We start from the raw sequence: 15,838 nt of genomic DNA, 5'->3' as shown, positions 1-15,838 counted from the left end.
GATTGAATAAAAATCATTGGCGCATGAAAAACACCTCTAAAGCTAGAGGTGAATTACTTTATTTGTCTCTATAAGCAATCATGATGTCTTCTAGTATCTCTGGTGATGTTCTTGGTGTGTATGAAAGACAGTTTGCTCCTGCATTTATAGTCTCAAGTATATGTTCGTCACTGTGGCCGCCTGTAGCTATGATAGGAAACTTATCTCCGACAATCTTTCTTACATGTCTAATTAAGTTTGCTGTGTCTTTTCCACCAGCTATGTTAAGTATCCTTGCTCCAGCATTGATCTTGCCTTCAATATCATCGTTGTATGAAGCAATGGAGGCTATGACAGGTATATCAATATACTCAGACATCTCTTTAATTACTTCATTCTTCATAGGCGCGTTAACCACTACACCAAAGGCTCCATATAATTCCGCTTGAAAAGCTATCTGTATACTTCTTTGTCCAGTAGTTAAGCCGCCACCAACGCCAACAAAGACAGGCCCTGGTGATACATCAAGTATCGCCTTAGTTATAGATAGCTCTGGTGTGAATGGATATACAGCTATAACTCCATCTGCATTGGTATTTCTAATGATGGCAACGTCTGTTGAGAAAACTAATGACTTTATTCTTTTACCCTTTATGTTTATGCCTGAGCATCTATAAACGGCTTCAGGTACCTTTTGTACGTGTCTTCTAAGGATTGTTTCAACGCTTGGCACATACTTTTTTTCATCATTATTCATTTTTTTCTACCTCTTTTTCTACTTCTTTTTTAAAATTAATACAGAAAAATGCCCCAACTATAATTGGCATATAAAAAGTAAATAGCCTCCATAAGATTACTACTATCCCAACTGATGAGATATTAGTATATAAAGGTTTAAAAATGCTTACAAAGGCTCCCTCTGCTCCAAGGGCAGCCCCAGGTAGTGGTACAAAGCCAGATATAAGAGCTACTAAACAAGCAGCACATACACTTAGTACCGCATTAGTAGTTACAGCTCCAAAAGCTGAGAAAACAACGTGAGGAACTGTCCATAGTGATATGTTTTGTAGCGCTACAAAAAAAGCACACGGAAGCAATTTGTATAAGCCTTCGCACTTGAAAACTCTAAAAGAGTCATAAAAAGAATCTATTTGCTTTTCAAATTTTTTAATTTTTTCATCAGGATTCTTCTTGTTAAAAAATCTTACTACTTTTACCATTAATTTCTTGCTCTTATTTGGAAATATAATTACAGATGTTATTACAAAAGTCACTATAAGGCTTAAAAATACACCTGCTAGCATCAATACTGAGCTAAATAATTTTTCTCCTAAATTCTTATATGAAAATATCATTGAGAATATCGCTAGTATTAGTGTAACCAAATTATTGATAATAATCAGTAGTATTATAACTGAAGATGATAATCCCGGAGCCAAGCCATAATCTCTCATCCTTAAAACTTGCATTGGCTGTCCACCAGTTGATGACGGCGTTATAGCATTAAAAAATGCTCCAGTCATAGTTACTTTAAATGAATCAACTGGTCTTAATCCAGCTCCAAGAACCTTTAACAAAGAATTTAATGATAAAGATCCAAAGAACCAGAATAAAAACATTAAAAAGGCAGCTAGTACTAAGTAAGGCGCCTTTGCTTGGCGAACTGTTTGAAATATTTTTTCAGGTCCGTCTATAAAATAAGCGCTTAAAATTACAGCAACTATGGATATTGCTATAACGACCAAGGAAAAAATCTTCGTCTTTTTATTTTTCATTATTTAAAAAATTCTGTAAATATCTTATACAAATTATAATGATCTTCAACGCTGCCAAACTCTCTAACTGAGTGCATAGCAAGTATTGGGTTACCAATGTCCACTGATTTTATATCTAATTGTGTTGAGCTTATTGGGCCAATAGTTGAGCCGCCACGAACGTCTGATCTATTTAAGAAAGCTTGTACCTTTGCTCCAGCTTTTTCTGCAAATTGCTTAAATACAGAAGCTGACTCTGCATCTGATGTGTAGCTTTGATTTGCAGCATACTTGATGCAAACGCCCTCGCCCATCTTAGGTAAGTTAGTTATATCGCACTTTTCAGGATAATTTGGGTGATAAGCGTGAGCAAGGTCAGATGATATCATAAATGATTTTGCCTTTGCTCTGTAAAATTCTTCATCATCTAAGCCAAGTGCTAGTACTACTCTTCTCATTACATTCTTTAAGAATGGACTGTTAGCGCCTTGCTTAGTCATAGAACCAACTTCTTCGTTATCTGAAACGTAGATTAGATTTATCGCATCTGAAGCCTCATTAGCTAATAAAGCCTTGTATGATAGATGAGCCATAGCTAAGTTGTCAAGTCTACCTATTTGCATAAACTCGTCATTTAAACCAAGTATCTTACCGCCTTCTCTATCGTATAAGAATAAATCAAAATCAAGGATATCTTCTCTAGCTACTTTTAGTTCTTTTGCTAAAATATCTTCCAATTTAAGTTTTTCCATAGTATCATTAATTAGTTCAAGAATTGGAAGTGTATCCTTTTGAGCATTTATTTCAAAACCCTTATTCACTTCTCTGTGTTGATGTATACATAGACTTACTATGCTCATTAAGTCCTTGTCAATATTTACAAGGTGCATATGAGGATGAAGTGCGTCCTTTTCGTTCTTTGTATATACTCTACCAGCAATTGATAAAGCTCTGTCAAACCAAGTGTGTAAGATGGCACCGCCATAAACCTCAGTATTAAGCTTGTGATAGCCGTTTTGATATATATCAGCTGCTGGCTTTATTCTAAAGCATGGGCTATCTGAGTGAGATGCGATGATCTTAAAAGCAAGATCTTCCTTAGTCTTTGGCAAGTCAAAAGCTAAGATAGCTGAATCATTCTTCTTTACAAAGTACTTTCCGCCTAAGTCTAAGTCCCACTTGTCCTCTTCTTTAAGTTCTTTATAGTCATTCTTATTTAGTTCTTCTTCAATTGCCTTAACAGCAAAAAAGGCACATGGACTTGCGTCAATAAAATTAATTAAATCCATTGCTAAATCTTTTGAATTCATATCGATTCCTCCTTTTTATATAATTCAATTATAAACGATGCTTTATTTTATGTCAAGATAAAGAGTTTATACATCTCCATCGATATAATTATGGTGAAATTGTTACTATTTTGTAAGCTTTGCCTAATTGACAAGTGCTCCCCAGTAAATTATAATTTTACTTGAGGTGGTTATATGAAAAATATATTTAAAATTCTATTAGCATTGTCTATGGCGGCCCTACTTGTCTCATGCTCGCCTAAGACTAATGATGCAGATGGTCCAGCTGCTAACGAGACTGAGGAGCCAAGTGACAAGGACGACGACACTATAATGTACACTAATCTTACAAAGGATGAGACTAAGGACGAATTAAAAAAGACTCTTAGTGATAAGGGCCTTGACGATGGAGACGTAAATGCATTCATTAAAAATCTTGATGAGTACAACGAAAGTGCGGATGCAAATGAACTGGCTAGTGACTTCACTAAGTATAATGATGAAGTTGCTTATTATAATAGCATGGATAAATTTTCAGAAAATAATCCTGATTTCTTAGGCGTAAACTGCAGAATAACAACATTTACACTTATGAAGCATAGCTTAGACATTGCTAAAGAGCTTGAAGATAAATCTTCTGTTTTGGATTTTGATAAAAAAGCAATAAGCGACAAAAAATTATTTAATGAAGATGAATTAAAGAAATTTATTACTTACTATGCCCCAATCAATATTAAAGATGAAAAAGCAAAGTATGAAGATCTAATTATTAATGAGTTTAATGAAAGAGGTATTAAATTTAAGAATGACGATGTAAAAGTAGTTTCTGTCTACTTAAACTCAAATGATGAGATTGACGGAAACATTTTGTTCATTGGTCACACTGGACTTATGTATGAAGATCAAGGCAAAGTTTACTTCTTAGAAAAATTAAGCTTCCAAGAGCCATATCAATTGCTTAAGTTTAGCTCAAAGAAAGATCTTTACGACTACTTGATGAAGAAGTACAATCAAGACATGGGCGAAAATACTCACGAAGCCATAATTACAGAAAACGACAAAGTTTTCACATATTAAAAAAGACGGATTGCTCCCATTAAAATAAAATAAGTATATACATGAAAAAGCTCTCAGCACATATGTACTGAGAGCTAATTTATTAATGAGAATAATATTCTACTACGTAAACGTCTTCGATTTCTATTGGAATTTCTTCTCTTTCTGGTAATCTTGCTAGAACAGCTTCGAATTTATCAATGTCTTTTTCAATGTAAGGATATGAGTTTCCAACAACTGTTTGGAAGTTTTCCTTGAACATTTCGTTTGATCTTGATTTTTCTTTTAAGCTAATCTTTTGTCCAACTTGTAATTGATAAGCTGGTTTATCTACTCTCTTACCATCAACAAGAATGTGTCCGTGAACAACCATTTGTCTTGCTTGTCTGATTGATTGAGCAAATCCTGCTCTAAGAACAAATGCATCTAATCTTGTTTCAAGTAATTTGATAAGAGCGTGACCTGTTTGGTCCTTAGATTTCTTAGCTTTTAAGAACGCCTTCTTTAATTGAACTTCTGGCACTCCGTAGTAAGCTCTTAATCTTTGCTTTTCTAGTAATTGAAGTCCGTAGTTAGATAATTTCTTATCTGAACGTGCAGCTCCTTTTTTCATACCTTTATTAGCTTTCGCTAATCCATAGACATTTAAGCCTAATCTTCTGACCGTTCTTACTCTTGGTCCGTTTAAACTTGACATTAAAACACCTCTAAAAATATATTTGCCGCGGTATATTTTTAACATTCACATTCTATCACATATGATAAGCCTTGTCAACTACTTTTTTAATTTTTCTGTAAATATTCATATTTGATTGAAAAAGCTTTAATAATGATATATAATTATTTATATAAATATAAAGGATGAATAAAATGAAATTTGAAGATATAGAAAAGTATTACAAAAGAATAGATATACTAAGCGAAGCTAACCTTATTAATTTTTATGCCACTCGCCTAGCAAGAACTAAAAATTTTGATGAGAAGAACAGCTTAATCAGAGCTGTAGACATAATTAAAAGGCGCTACGATAACTTCTACGAGTATGTGTTTATAAGATATACACAGGATAGTTCAAACAATTTCTTTAGTGATGAGTTTAATTATTTTGAAGCTAATGAGGATGAGTTTAATAAGGCCTGCGTTAAATTTGCTCAGACTTTATTAGATGATGATGACTTGGATAGGCTTAAAAAAAGATGGGGCAAATATTTCTTTGATAAGCTTGAAATAATGCAAAACCTATACTCTAAAGACGTAATCGGCCTAAATATTAACGAGAATAAAATACTAAAAGAGATTATTGACTATAGAGATTCACAAGAAATCTATTGCGATGATGAAAAAATAACTAATAAAAATTTAGCTAAATATATTTCGCTTCCCGATAGAGAAAAAAGAAAGAAGCTTATGATTGCCATGAACAATAATAATGCTCAGAACAAAGAGTATTACGCTGAAAAGTATAGAGATCTTGTTGTTATTAGGCATAAAATTGCAAAGAGGCTTGGCTTTGATGGCTACCTTGACTTCTCTGATAAGGACAGGTGCAGAATTGATTACGACCACAATGACATAATTGGATTTAGAAATGCGATTAAGAAGTATCTTGCTTCTAACGCTCACACCATTTCGGATATACAAAAGGATAAGCTTGGCATAGATGCTTTATATACCTATGACTTAAGAGTCTACTTTAAAGACTACAATCCAATGCCATTAAAGGATCCTTACCTATTATTAAAGACTATAGCTAAAAATTTAGAGAGATACAATCCATACCTTTCAAAAATAATTAATAAGATCTTTGATGAGAATAGTCTAGACTTAGAACCGAGAGCTAATAAGGTCAATATGACCTATGCCTCATACCTTCATAACTATGATATCTCATACATCTTTACAAATTATAAAGGAAGCGACAAAGACTTTTCGAATTTTATCACTTGTCTTAGCTACACTTTGATTAACTACGTAAGCTCCTACAACGAGCTTATTGAGTATACCAATCCGCAGGACGATATAGTTCGCGCTTACTCCACTGCCTTTTCCTTCATAATCTTAAGCTTTGCAGAAGAACTATTTACTAAAGACGCCAAAAAATATGCTCTTGCATATAAGATAAAAGTTTTGTATGATATACTCTTCTACTGCTTGATAAATGAGTTTGAAGAGAGTCTCTACCTAGATATAAAGACCGATGTAGACGAAAGATATGAAATCTTTAGACAGCTTCACTCAGAGTATTTTCCTTTTTTAAAAATAGAGCAAGATGTTTTCGATGTCGGCATGTGGTGGCTTAACTACCACACCTTATTCAACACGCCGATGCTGTCAATTAACTACGCTTTAGGCGCTTTAAGTGGCCTTGATTATTATAATAATTTCACAGATGACAGAGAAAATGCTTTAAAAAAGATGACTACGCTTATGGAGAACGCCAGCAAAGAAGATTTCTTAAAAAGTATTGAGCTTAGTGGACTTAAAAATCCATTCATCGAGGAAAATATTAAAGATATAGTAATCAAATATATAGACAATTTAGCTAGTGAATATAAAAAAATATAGAGGGCTAATGCTCTCTATATTTTTCTTTATATTAACTTAATGCTTTTATCTCTTCAATAGATTTTTTGAAACGTTCTACTAAGAACTCAATTATCTTTCTTGGATAAGCTAGATTTATTCTGACAGAATACTTATCGCCAAATGTTGTTCCGTCTGATAAGAATATCTTATTCTTAAAAAATACCTCATGCATTTTCTTTGGATCACAATTTAAATCAGATAAATCTACCCAGATTAAATAAGTTCCTTCAGGCTTTTGAAATTTAATGCCATCTATCTTAGAAAATTCTTCTGAAACATAGTTTATATTTCCTTCTAAGTACTTTATCATCTCTTTGTACCAGTCTCTGCTGTCATTGTAGGCAGCTTTAAGAGCACATAAGCCAAATGGATTTACTCCGCCCATTAAGGACTTACTAGCTACATCATTAACCTTTGCTCTTAAATCATCATCAGGGATTATAGCATATGAAGTAGTTAGACCCGCTATGTTAAATGTTTTTGACGGCGCCATAAATGAAACCACTTTTTCATAATTTTTGAACACTCTCATCATAGGCGTATAAAAATTGCCATTAAAAGTAAAATCTTGATGCATTTCGTCGCTTAATATATATAGATTGTGTTTGTAAGCAATTTCAGATATCTTTTCAAGTTCAGGCTTAGTCCATACTCTGCCAACTGGATTGTGTGGATTGCAAAGGACTAGTGCTTTTGCCTCTTTAGCTTTTTCTTCTAAATCTTCAAAATCTATCTTGTATTTGCCATCTTCAAAAAGTAGTTTATTTTCAAGAATCTCCATATTCTTTAAGTTAGAGAAGCTAAAGAATGGTGGATAAACCGGTGTCTGTATAATAATCTTCTCGCCATCTTCTATTATAGTTCTTATAAGAAGATCAAGTCCTGGAACAGTACCTGGTGTAAATACTATCCACTCTTTCTTAATATCAAGCTCATGCATATCCTTTTGCCAATTGATTATTGCTTCATAATCATCATCGCTTGGTATTGTGTAGCTGTAAAAATCTCTATCAGCTCTCTTTAGGCAGGCAGCTTTAACCTCTGGAGCAGTTTTAAAATCCATGTCAGCTATTGTAAATGGTATTACAGTCTCGTCGTTACCAGATAAGCGCGAATGTTCATACTTGGCGCTTGATAAAGATCTTCTATCAATTATTTCATCAAAATCAAACATAGTACCTCCAAAAGTAAATTATAAGTCTAAAATATTTCTCCATCTAAATCCATATACTTCACTTGCGTTCATTACAACCAAGAATGAATTAGGTGCATTCTTTTGAATAAATCTCTTAAGAAGCAAGTAATCCCTTCTTGAACAAACAGTCATAATAACCGTACGCTCTTCGCCAGTATAAGCTCCAACAGCTTTATAAAGGTTAGCTGAGTGATTAAGGTCCTTAACGATGTAATTCTTAACAAGTTCTGGATCTTCAGTATTTATGATGATGTTTTTAGATGTGTTCAAACCATCTATAGTAAAATCTATGATTAGTCCGTTCATTATTATTCCAAGCAAGGAATAAAGTCCTATCTCTAGACCAAATACAATGCCAACAAATAGCGTGATTACTAGGTCACATAGCAAAACGCCCTTACCTAGATCAAGTCCCGTGAATTTATTTATAATCTTTGATAATATATCTGTTCCACCAATAGATGCATATTGATTAAGTATGATGGCCATACCTACTGCAGAAACTATAACTGCAATGATCATTTGTAAGAGCATGTCATCAACTATCGGACCATCTAGCGGAATTACTTTTTCTAAAATAAATATTATAAACGAAATACCAAGTGATGTAAGTACTGTCTTTATACCAAATTTATTACCTATAAATAAAAAACCTAGCGCGAACAAAACTATGTTAGTTGCAAATAAAACATAGCTCATTGGCAAATTTAATAAGTATGACAAGACTATGGCTATGCCTGTTGCTCCACCTATAGTCATATTAGTTGGAGTCAAAAAGAAATAAACTGCTATGGCAACCATAAAGGCTCCCAAAACTATTAATAAATTAGACTTTAATTTTGCGTTCATTTTATACCTTCCTACAAAATAATTATGTATTAGGGGCACTTCTTTGTGCCCCCATATATTACTTACTATTGTTCTTCTTCTTTACTGTATGTTAATACTGGCTTTCTAGCTGCCAATGTTTCATCTGGTCTAGATACCATTGTTGTTAATGGTGCATTTAGTAAGTCTTCTGGATTTTCTTTAGCTACTTTAGCAATATCGTTAAGAGCAGCTGCATAAGCATCTAATGTTTCTTTACTTTCTGTTTCAGTTGGTTCGATCATTAATGCTTCGTGAACGATTAATGGGAAGTATACTGTTGGTGGGTGGAATCCTCTGTCGATTAGTCCCTTAGCAACATCAAGTGTTGTTACACCAGTTTCAGCATTCTTAAGTCCACCTAAAACAAATTCATGCATACAAATTGTATCATATGGTACATTGTAATTTTCTTTTAATTGACTTAATAGATAGTTTGCGTTTAAAACGGCATTTGTTGATGCCTTTCTTAAACCATCTGAACCCATTGTTAAGATGTAAGTGTAAGCTCTTACTAGGATACCAAAGTGTCCGTAGAAGTCCTTAACCTTACCTATACTTTGTGGTCTGTCATAATCTAGGAAGTACTTATCGCCGTTCTTAGCTATAACTGGCTTTGGTAAGAATGGAAGTAATTCTTTCTTACAACCAACTGGTCCACCGCCTGGTCCTCCACCGCCGTGTGGTGTAGAGAATGTTTTGTGAACGTTGTAGTGAACAACATCAAAACCCATGTCTCCAGGTCTTGAGTGACCCATAACTGCGTTCATGTTAGCTCCGTCGTAGTATAATAGACCGCCCTTTCTATGAACTATCTCAGCTATTTTTTCAATATTTTTATCAAATAAACCTAATGTGTTTGGATTTGTAAGCATTAGACCAGCTACTTCTTCTGTCATAGCTGCTTCTAGTGCTTCAAGATCAACTAAACCGTTTTCATCTGATTTAATTTCTATAGGAGTAAATCCACCCATAGAGCAAGTTGCAGGGTTTGTTCCGTGAGCAGAGTCAGGGATAATCATCTTGTTTCTGTTCATATCGCCTCTTGCTTCATGGTAAGCTCTAATTAGTAGAACACCTGTTAACTCTCCGTGAGCACCAGCAGCTGGTTGTAGTGTTGCTCCGTCCATGCCTGAGATTTCAGCTAAATCATTAGCAAGGTCATACATTAATTTTAAAGCGCCTTGTGTGCATCCGTCTCCTTGGTATGGATGAAGATCTCTAAAACCTTCAAGTCCAGCCATTTCTTCGTTTATCTTAGGGTTATACTTCATTGTACATGATCCAAGTGGATACATGCCAGTATCAAGTCCGTAGTTTTTCATTGAAAGATTTGTATAGTGTCTTACTACGTCAACCTCAGATAATTCAGGTAAATCAAGTTCTTCTTTGTTTAAATACTCACTTGGAATTACGCTATCTAATTTTAAATCATCAACGTCAAGATCTGGTAAATTGTATCCAGTTCTACCGGGTCTTGAAATTTCAAATATTATTTTGTCATATCTATCTAACATTCAACACCCTCCAATACCTCAACTAATTTATCCATTTCTTCTTTTGTTCTCTTTTCAGTAACAGCAAGCATAAATGTGTTCTTGTATTCATCGCCATAGAACCATGAAAGCTTAAATGCGTCCATGAAACCGTTAGCTTTAAGAGCATCATTAATCTTATCTACGCATATATCACTTGTGATAACAAATTCTTTATAGAATGGTTTATTATATAATAATTTAAATTTACCAGACTTGCAAAGTTCTTTTTGTAGATAATGAGCTTTTTTAGCGCATTGCTCAGAAACTTCTCTTAAGCCCTTCTTACCCATAAGTGCCATGTAAATTGTCGCACAAAGTACGTTTAATCCTTGGTTTGAGCAGATGTTTGAAGTAGCTTTATCTCTTCTGATATGTTGTTCTCTAGCTGTTAGTGTTAGTACCCAAGATCTCTTACCATCTTTATCAACTGTTTGACCAGCGATTCTACCAGGTAATTTTCTCATAAACTTATCAGTTGATGAGATAAATCCAAGGTATGGTCCACCATAAGATAGTGGTATACCAAATGGTTGTGCTTCACCAACAACGATATCTGCGCCGTAGTCACCAGGTCTTTGAAGTATACCTAATGAGTTAGTGTCAACGTCAGCGATGAAGTAAGTCTTCTTTAACTCATGAGTTAAGTCGCAAGCAGTCTTCATATCTTCGATAACACCGAAGAAGTTTGGATTTTGCATAATTACACATGCAGCGTCATCTGTAAGTTTATTCTTTAAATCATCTAAGTCAGTAGCACCGTCTTTGATTTCTACTTCAACAACTTCGATGTTGTGGCTGTGTGTATATGTGTCTAAAACCATTCTAGCTGATGGGCTTAGTGCTTTTGATACTATAACTTGTTTCTTACGAGTTGTGTTGCAGCACATAAGAGCTGATTCAACAACACCATTAGAATTATCATATAGTGAAGCATTTGTAATAGGAAGTCCTACTAAATTAGACATCATTGTTTGGAACTCAAATATCATTTGAAGAGTTCCTTGAGATACTTCTGGTTGATAAGGTGTATATGAAGTATAGAATTCACTTCTTGAAGCGATAGCTCCAATTACTGATGGGATATAATGGTCATATGCGCCTGCTCCTAAGAAACAAACTTTCTTATTTGTTGAGCAGTTCATATCTGCAAGTTCGCCCATAATCTTTCTAACTTCTAGTTCTGATTTGTGTTTAGGTAAATTTAATTCACCTTTAAATCTAACACTTTCAGGTATACAGTCAAATAAATCTTCTTCAGACTTTACACCTATCTTGTCAAGCATCTCTTTTATATTTTCGGGAGTTTGACTAAGATATGGATACATACTAGTCCTCCTTAGCGAATTCAGCGTATTTTTCGTCGTCCATTAAGTCGTCTAATTCTGATGGGTCACTCATTTCAATCTTGAATATCCAAGCATCGTAAGGTCCTTCGTTGATTAGAGCTGGTTCATCATCAAGTTCTTCGTTAACTTCAACTATCTTTCCGCTTGCTGCTGTAAATACTTCTGAAGCTGCTTTTACTGATTCAACTGAAGCTGCTGCGTCGCCTTTTTCGAATTCGTCATCGATTTCAGGAAGTTCAACGTAAACTATGTCACCTAAGTTGTGTTGAGCATAGTCTGCTAAACCGATAGTAGCGATGTTTCCATCAACTTTAACCCATTCATGATCTTCTGTGTAAAGTAAACCTTTTTTAATTTCCATAATAATTTCCTCCTATATTTTTATAATATTATTTTACGTCTTTTAAGAATTTTCTGCTAATTTGTTTAGCTTTTTGAGCCTTACCTCTGATAATTACATCAAATTCAGCACCCATTTCCTTGTAAGATGCATCGATTAGAGCGTTACCTATCTTTTTGCCAAGTGTTGGAGAAAGATATCCTGTTGTTACATAGCCAATCTTCTTGCCATCTTTTTCAATTTCATAGCCTTCTCTTGGTATAGGCTTATCAATCATTTCGAAGCCAACAAGTGTTCTCTTCTTTTCTTCTTTAATCTTCTTAAGAGCTTCTTTACCAATAAAGTCAGCTTCTTGATCAAGTTTTACGAAGAAGTTTAATCCGCCTTCTACTGGTGAAATATCTTGTGATATTTCATGTCCGTATAATGGTAGCATTGCTTCAAATCTAAGTGTATCTCTACATCCTAGTCCGCATGGTTCGATACCAAACTCTTCTCCAGCCTTCATTACTTCTTTATAAAGATGTACTATGGATTCGTTGTCAGTATAAATTTCAAATCCGTCTTCGCCAGTGTAACCAGTTCTTGAGATTAAAACTTTTTTACCAGCTAATTCAAATCCATCAATAAAGTGGAAGAATTTGATTGTGTCTAAATCGACATCAGTTAATTTTTGTACAGCTTTTTGAGCAAGAGGTCCTTGAACAGCTATTTGAGATGTTTGATCAGAAACGTTTTCAACCTTAACATCAAAGTTTTTAGCTTGTTTTGTAATCCATTCAACGTCTTTTTCAACGTTTGCAGCGTTAATTACAAGGTAGAACTTATCTTGATTAAATCTGTAAACAAGTAAGTCGTCTACTGCACCACCGTCTTCGTAACACATAATGTTGTATTGTACTTGACCATCTTCAATAACAGTTAGATCATTAGTAATTAGATGATTTACAAAATCAAATGCATCCTTACCTGTAACCCATACTTCACCCATGTGAGATACGTCAAATACACCAAGTTTTTGTCTTACTGCATTGTGTTCTTCGATTAATCCTGAGTATTGAACAGGTAGTAACCATCCAGCATAATTAACAATTTTGCCGCCTAGTTTAACATGTTCATCGTATAAAGCAGTTTTTTTGCCTTCCATTTTTCATCCTCCTTAATCTACAATTATAATATACAATATTTCTAATCTTTTTACAAGGAATATTTTGAAATATGCCTATGTGGCATAAATACAAAATATAAGGCCTCCTTAGTAAAACAATATTGCTATTTATCGTTTAAGTGGTAATGCCCATAAAAATACTTTACTATATTTCATAGACAAACCATCACTATTATTATACCATATAAATCGTTTTTTTACTATTAAAATAGCTTTTATTTTTACTAATTTGTAAATAATTGTATTCAGTGAGTGATTGTAGTATAATTAGTATAATAAAGAGTAAAGGAGCACGCTATGCAGATAAAAAATTTAACAGTCAGACTAAAAAAAGATGGAAGAACTATAATTGACAATTTAACATTTTCGATAAATGATGGTGATAGGCTTGCTCTTATTGGTGAAGAAGGCAATGGTAAGTCTACTCTGCTTAAGGCAATTACAAACACGGTTGATTTTCTTAACTACGCAGAAATAAGTGGCGAGATTAGCCGTGACGAATCCATAGCCATGGTTCCACAGATAGCTACAAGTGATGTGCTTGATAAAAGTTTGAGTGATCTTATATACAGTAGTGATGGACTTGCTGTCGACATAAGTGATTTTTATAAAACAATAAACGCTTTTAAAGTTGATGTGAGCGATTTGGAAAGAAAGCTTGAGACTTACTCTGGCGGAGAAAGAATGAAAATTTTAATTTCTCTTGCAATTTCAAAGAGCCCTTCCCTACTTGTTCTTGATGAGCCAACAAATGATATCGACTTTAAATCGATGGAAGTGCTTGAAAAAATTCTTAAAGACTTTAATGGCAAAATCATTTTTGCAAGTCACGATACTTACTTCATCCAAAATGTCGCTACTAAAATTATGCACTTTGAGCTAATACAAAACAAGACAAAATCTCGTATCACTGTGAGCGGTAATGATTACGATAGCTATATTAAGCTTAGAGAGGAGCAAATTCTTACTCAAACGCAAAGAGCTAAAAATGACAAGGCTCGTATTGAGGAGAAAGAAGAGCGCTGGAGACGCGTACATGACAGTGTTGAACATGATTTGCGAAAAGAAAAGAATGACAGATTAGGTAGATACCTTAAAAAGACCATGCATGAAGTAAAGGCGCACGAGAAGCTTATTGAGTGGGAAAAAGAAAAGATGACGCAAATGCCAGACTTTGAAGAACAGATTTTTGTTAACTATAATAAGGAAAAGCTTATTGAGAATGGTAAATGTGTTTTAAATCTACATTTGGATGAATTAAAAGTTGCTGATAAAAAACTTGCCGATAATATTGATTTAGAGTCATATGGCAAAAATAAAATTGCCATAGTTGGAAAGAATGGCGCCGGCAAGACTACTCTTCTAAATATTATTAAGGATAATATTAGTAAAGACCTACGAGTATCATATATGCCACAAAATTATGAAGATGAATTAATTACTCATAATAACGCTATTGAATATTTAAAAGTTGACTATACTAAGGAAGAAGAAACTAAAATAAGAACTTATTTGGCATCTCTTAAGTTTACCAGAGATGAAGTGATTAATAAAATTTCTGAACTAAGTGGCGGGCAAAAGGCAAAGCTTTTCTTTGCAAAGATGCAGCTTATGGAGCCCGATGTTTTAGTTTTAGATGAACCGACGAGGAACATCTCACCATTGTCATTGCCAGCTATAAGTGATGAGATGAAAAACTTTGGTGGAGCCATCTTCTTTGTATCGCATGATAGGTACTTTATTAATCACGTAGCTGATGAGATATATGAGCTAGATGAGAACGGCTTAAGTAAAATAGATAAAATATAAATTTGCACAAAAATAAGACCTTGCATCTGCAAGGTCTTACTTCTATATATAGTAATAAAACTATCTCTTTGAGAATTGTGAACTCTTTCTAGCTTTCTTAAATCCGTATTTCTTTCTTTCTTTCATACGTGGATCTCTAGTTAAGAATCCAGCTTTCTTTAAGATTGATCTGTATTCAGGATCAACTTCAAGTAAAGCTCTTGATAAGCCATGTCTGATAGCTCCTGCTTGGCCAGTAAATCCGCCACCGTTAACTAAAACGTATACATCAAATTTACCAAGTGTATCAGTTAAGTTAAGAGGTTCACGAACAATGTTTTTTAACAATTCTTCTTTTAAATATTGATCAATATCTCTATGGTTGATAGTAAATTTACCATCTCCAGGCACTAATCTTACTCTTGCTACTGAAGATTTTCTTCTGCCTGTTCCTTGAATAAGTTTTTCCATCTATTCGTCCTCCTTTCTAAAACTCATACTTTTCTGGCTTTTGTGCTTCGTGATTGTGTTCTGGGCCAGAATATACTTTTAATTTTCTAAACATTTGTCTTCCTAATCTGTTCTTTGGAAGCATACCTTTAACAGCTAATCTGATTGCCATTTCAGGATTGTTTTGCATCATATCTTGGTAACTGATTTCTCTAAGTCCTCCAGGATATCCTGTGTGGTAGTAGTGTTTCTTTTGTAATAATTTCTTTCCTGTTAATTTTACCTTATCAGCGTTTACGATGATAACGTAATCACCTGTATCTACATGTGGTGTAAAAGTTGCTTTGTGTTTTCCTCTTAAGATCTTAGCAACTTCGCTTGCTAGTCTACCTAGGACTTTGCCTTCAGCGTCTATAACTAACCATTTTCTCTCAATATTTTGAGCGTTGGCCATAAATGAACTCATTTTTTTCCTCCTTTAA

Annotated in this window: 15 protein-coding genes; 3 read left to right on the top strand and 12 right to left on the bottom strand. The window is 34.1% G+C overall.

From position 1 onward, the window contains the following. Nucleotides 1-58: 58 nt before the first annotated feature. From AC1EJ0_RS00245 to AC1EJ0_RS00235, 3 genes are read right to left on the bottom strand one after another with little or no spacing between them, the layout of a single operon-like run. Entirely contained in the window at nt 59-736 is a 678-nt protein-coding gene (locus AC1EJ0_RS00245) for a hydrolase (protein WP_480022886.1), read from the bottom strand. Further along, nucleotides 729-1,754 (bottom strand): lysylphosphatidylglycerol synthase transmembrane domain-containing protein, encoded by a 1,026-nt coding sequence (locus AC1EJ0_RS00240; protein WP_480022887.1) that lies wholly within the window; start codon nt 1,752-1,754, stop codon nt 729-731. The genes AC1EJ0_RS00245 and AC1EJ0_RS00240 overlap by 8 nt, the downstream gene beginning before the upstream one ends. After that, nucleotides 1,754-3,043 carry a M18 family aminopeptidase gene (locus AC1EJ0_RS00235; RefSeq protein ID WP_480022888.1) on the bottom strand — a complete coding sequence of 430 codons (1,290 nt, stop codon included), beginning with the start codon at nt 3,041-3,043 and terminating at the stop codon, nt 1,754-1,756. Before AC1EJ0_RS00235 ends, AC1EJ0_RS00240 begins: the two co-directional genes overlap by 1 nt. 174 nt (nt 3,044-3,217) lie before the next feature. Between AC1EJ0_RS00235 and AC1EJ0_RS00230 the strand changes: the two genes are divergently transcribed. Next, nucleotides 3,218-4,099 carry a DUF4300 family protein gene (locus AC1EJ0_RS00230; RefSeq protein ID WP_480022889.1) on the top strand — a complete coding sequence of 294 codons (882 nt, stop codon included), beginning with the start codon at nt 3,218-3,220 and terminating at the stop codon, nt 4,097-4,099. 82 nt (nt 4,100-4,181) lie between these two features. On the opposite strand, the gene rpsD is transcribed toward AC1EJ0_RS00230, so the two are convergent. Beyond that, nucleotides 4,182-4,775, bottom strand: a complete 594-nt coding sequence (gene rpsD / locus AC1EJ0_RS00225; RefSeq protein WP_294797211.1) for a 30S ribosomal protein S4 — start codon at nt 4,773-4,775, stop codon at nt 4,182-4,184. A 173-nt stretch (nt 4,776-4,948) separates the two neighbouring features. Here rpsD and AC1EJ0_RS00220 point away from each other — a divergent pair, with 173 nt between their 5' ends. Further along, the gene (locus tag AC1EJ0_RS00220; protein ID WP_480022890.1) at nt 4,949-6,643 is read left to right on the top strand and encodes a gluzincin family metallopeptidase; all 1,695 of its coding nucleotides are present in this window, start codon (nt 4,949-4,951) and stop codon (nt 6,641-6,643) included. Between the two features lie 31 nt (nt 6,644-6,674). On the opposite strand, the gene AC1EJ0_RS00215 is transcribed toward AC1EJ0_RS00220, so the two are convergent. The 6 genes from AC1EJ0_RS00215 to gcvT form a co-directional block, all read right to left on the bottom strand. Continuing rightward, a complete protein-coding gene (locus AC1EJ0_RS00215; protein ID WP_480022891.1) occupies nt 6,675-7,838 on the bottom strand; it encodes a MalY/PatB family protein in 1,164 nt (387 codons plus the stop codon). A gap of 18 nt (nt 7,839-7,856) precedes the next feature. Beyond that, the gene (locus AC1EJ0_RS00210) at nt 7,857-8,708 is read right to left on the bottom strand and encodes a YitT family protein (RefSeq protein WP_058260268.1); all 852 of its coding nucleotides are present in this window, start codon (nt 8,706-8,708) and stop codon (nt 7,857-7,859) included. A 65-nt stretch (nt 8,709-8,773) separates the two neighbouring features. Beyond that, the gene (gene gcvPB / locus AC1EJ0_RS00205) at nt 8,774-10,243 is read right to left on the bottom strand and encodes an aminomethyl-transferring glycine dehydrogenase subunit GcvPB (protein ID WP_480022892.1); all 1,470 of its coding nucleotides are present in this window, start codon (nt 10,241-10,243) and stop codon (nt 8,774-8,776) included. Further along, nucleotides 10,237-11,589 (bottom strand): aminomethyl-transferring glycine dehydrogenase subunit GcvPA, encoded by a 1,353-nt coding sequence (gene gcvPA, locus AC1EJ0_RS00200; protein ID WP_294985738.1) that lies wholly within the window; start codon nt 11,587-11,589, stop codon nt 10,237-10,239. Before gcvPA ends, gcvPB begins: the two co-directional genes overlap by 7 nt. A gap of 1 nt (nt 11,590) precedes the next feature. Next, entirely contained in the window at nt 11,591-11,971 is a 381-nt protein-coding gene (gene gcvH / locus AC1EJ0_RS00195; RefSeq protein WP_058260265.1) for a glycine cleavage system protein GcvH, read from the bottom strand. A gap of 28 nt (nt 11,972-11,999) precedes the next feature. Then, nucleotides 12,000-13,097: a glycine cleavage system aminomethyltransferase GcvT gene (gcvT, locus tag AC1EJ0_RS00190; RefSeq protein ID WP_294985735.1), complete on the bottom strand. Its 1,098-nt coding sequence runs from the start codon at nt 13,095-13,097 to the stop codon at nt 12,000-12,002. Between the two features lie 318 nt (nt 13,098-13,415). On the opposite strand from gcvT, the gene AC1EJ0_RS00185 reads away from it, so the two are divergent. Beyond that, nucleotides 13,416-14,927 carry an ATP-binding cassette domain-containing protein gene (locus AC1EJ0_RS00185; protein WP_480022893.1) on the top strand — a complete coding sequence of 504 codons (1,512 nt, stop codon included), beginning with the start codon at nt 13,416-13,418 and terminating at the stop codon, nt 14,925-14,927. A 60-nt stretch (nt 14,928-14,987) separates the two neighbouring features. Here AC1EJ0_RS00185 and rpsI read toward each other — a convergent pair whose 3' ends face one another. Together rpsI and rplM are read right to left on the bottom strand one after the other, a co-directional pair. Further along, nucleotides 14,988-15,377, bottom strand: a complete 390-nt coding sequence (gene rpsI, locus AC1EJ0_RS00180) for a 30S ribosomal protein S9 (protein ID WP_019213663.1) — start codon at nt 15,375-15,377, stop codon at nt 14,988-14,990. Nucleotides 15,378-15,393: 16 nt separating this feature from the next. Continuing rightward, on the bottom strand, nt 15,394-15,822 hold the full coding sequence (gene rplM / locus AC1EJ0_RS00175; protein WP_058260261.1) for a 50S ribosomal protein L13: 429 nt from the start codon (nt 15,820-15,822) through the stop codon (nt 15,394-15,396). Nucleotides 15,823-15,838 lie beyond the last annotated feature (16 nt).

The organism is Fenollaria sp. C0166D3 (assembly GCF_056590255.1).
Note: the sequence above shows the minus strand (reverse complement) of the source record. Positions and strands in the feature narration are given on the sequence as shown.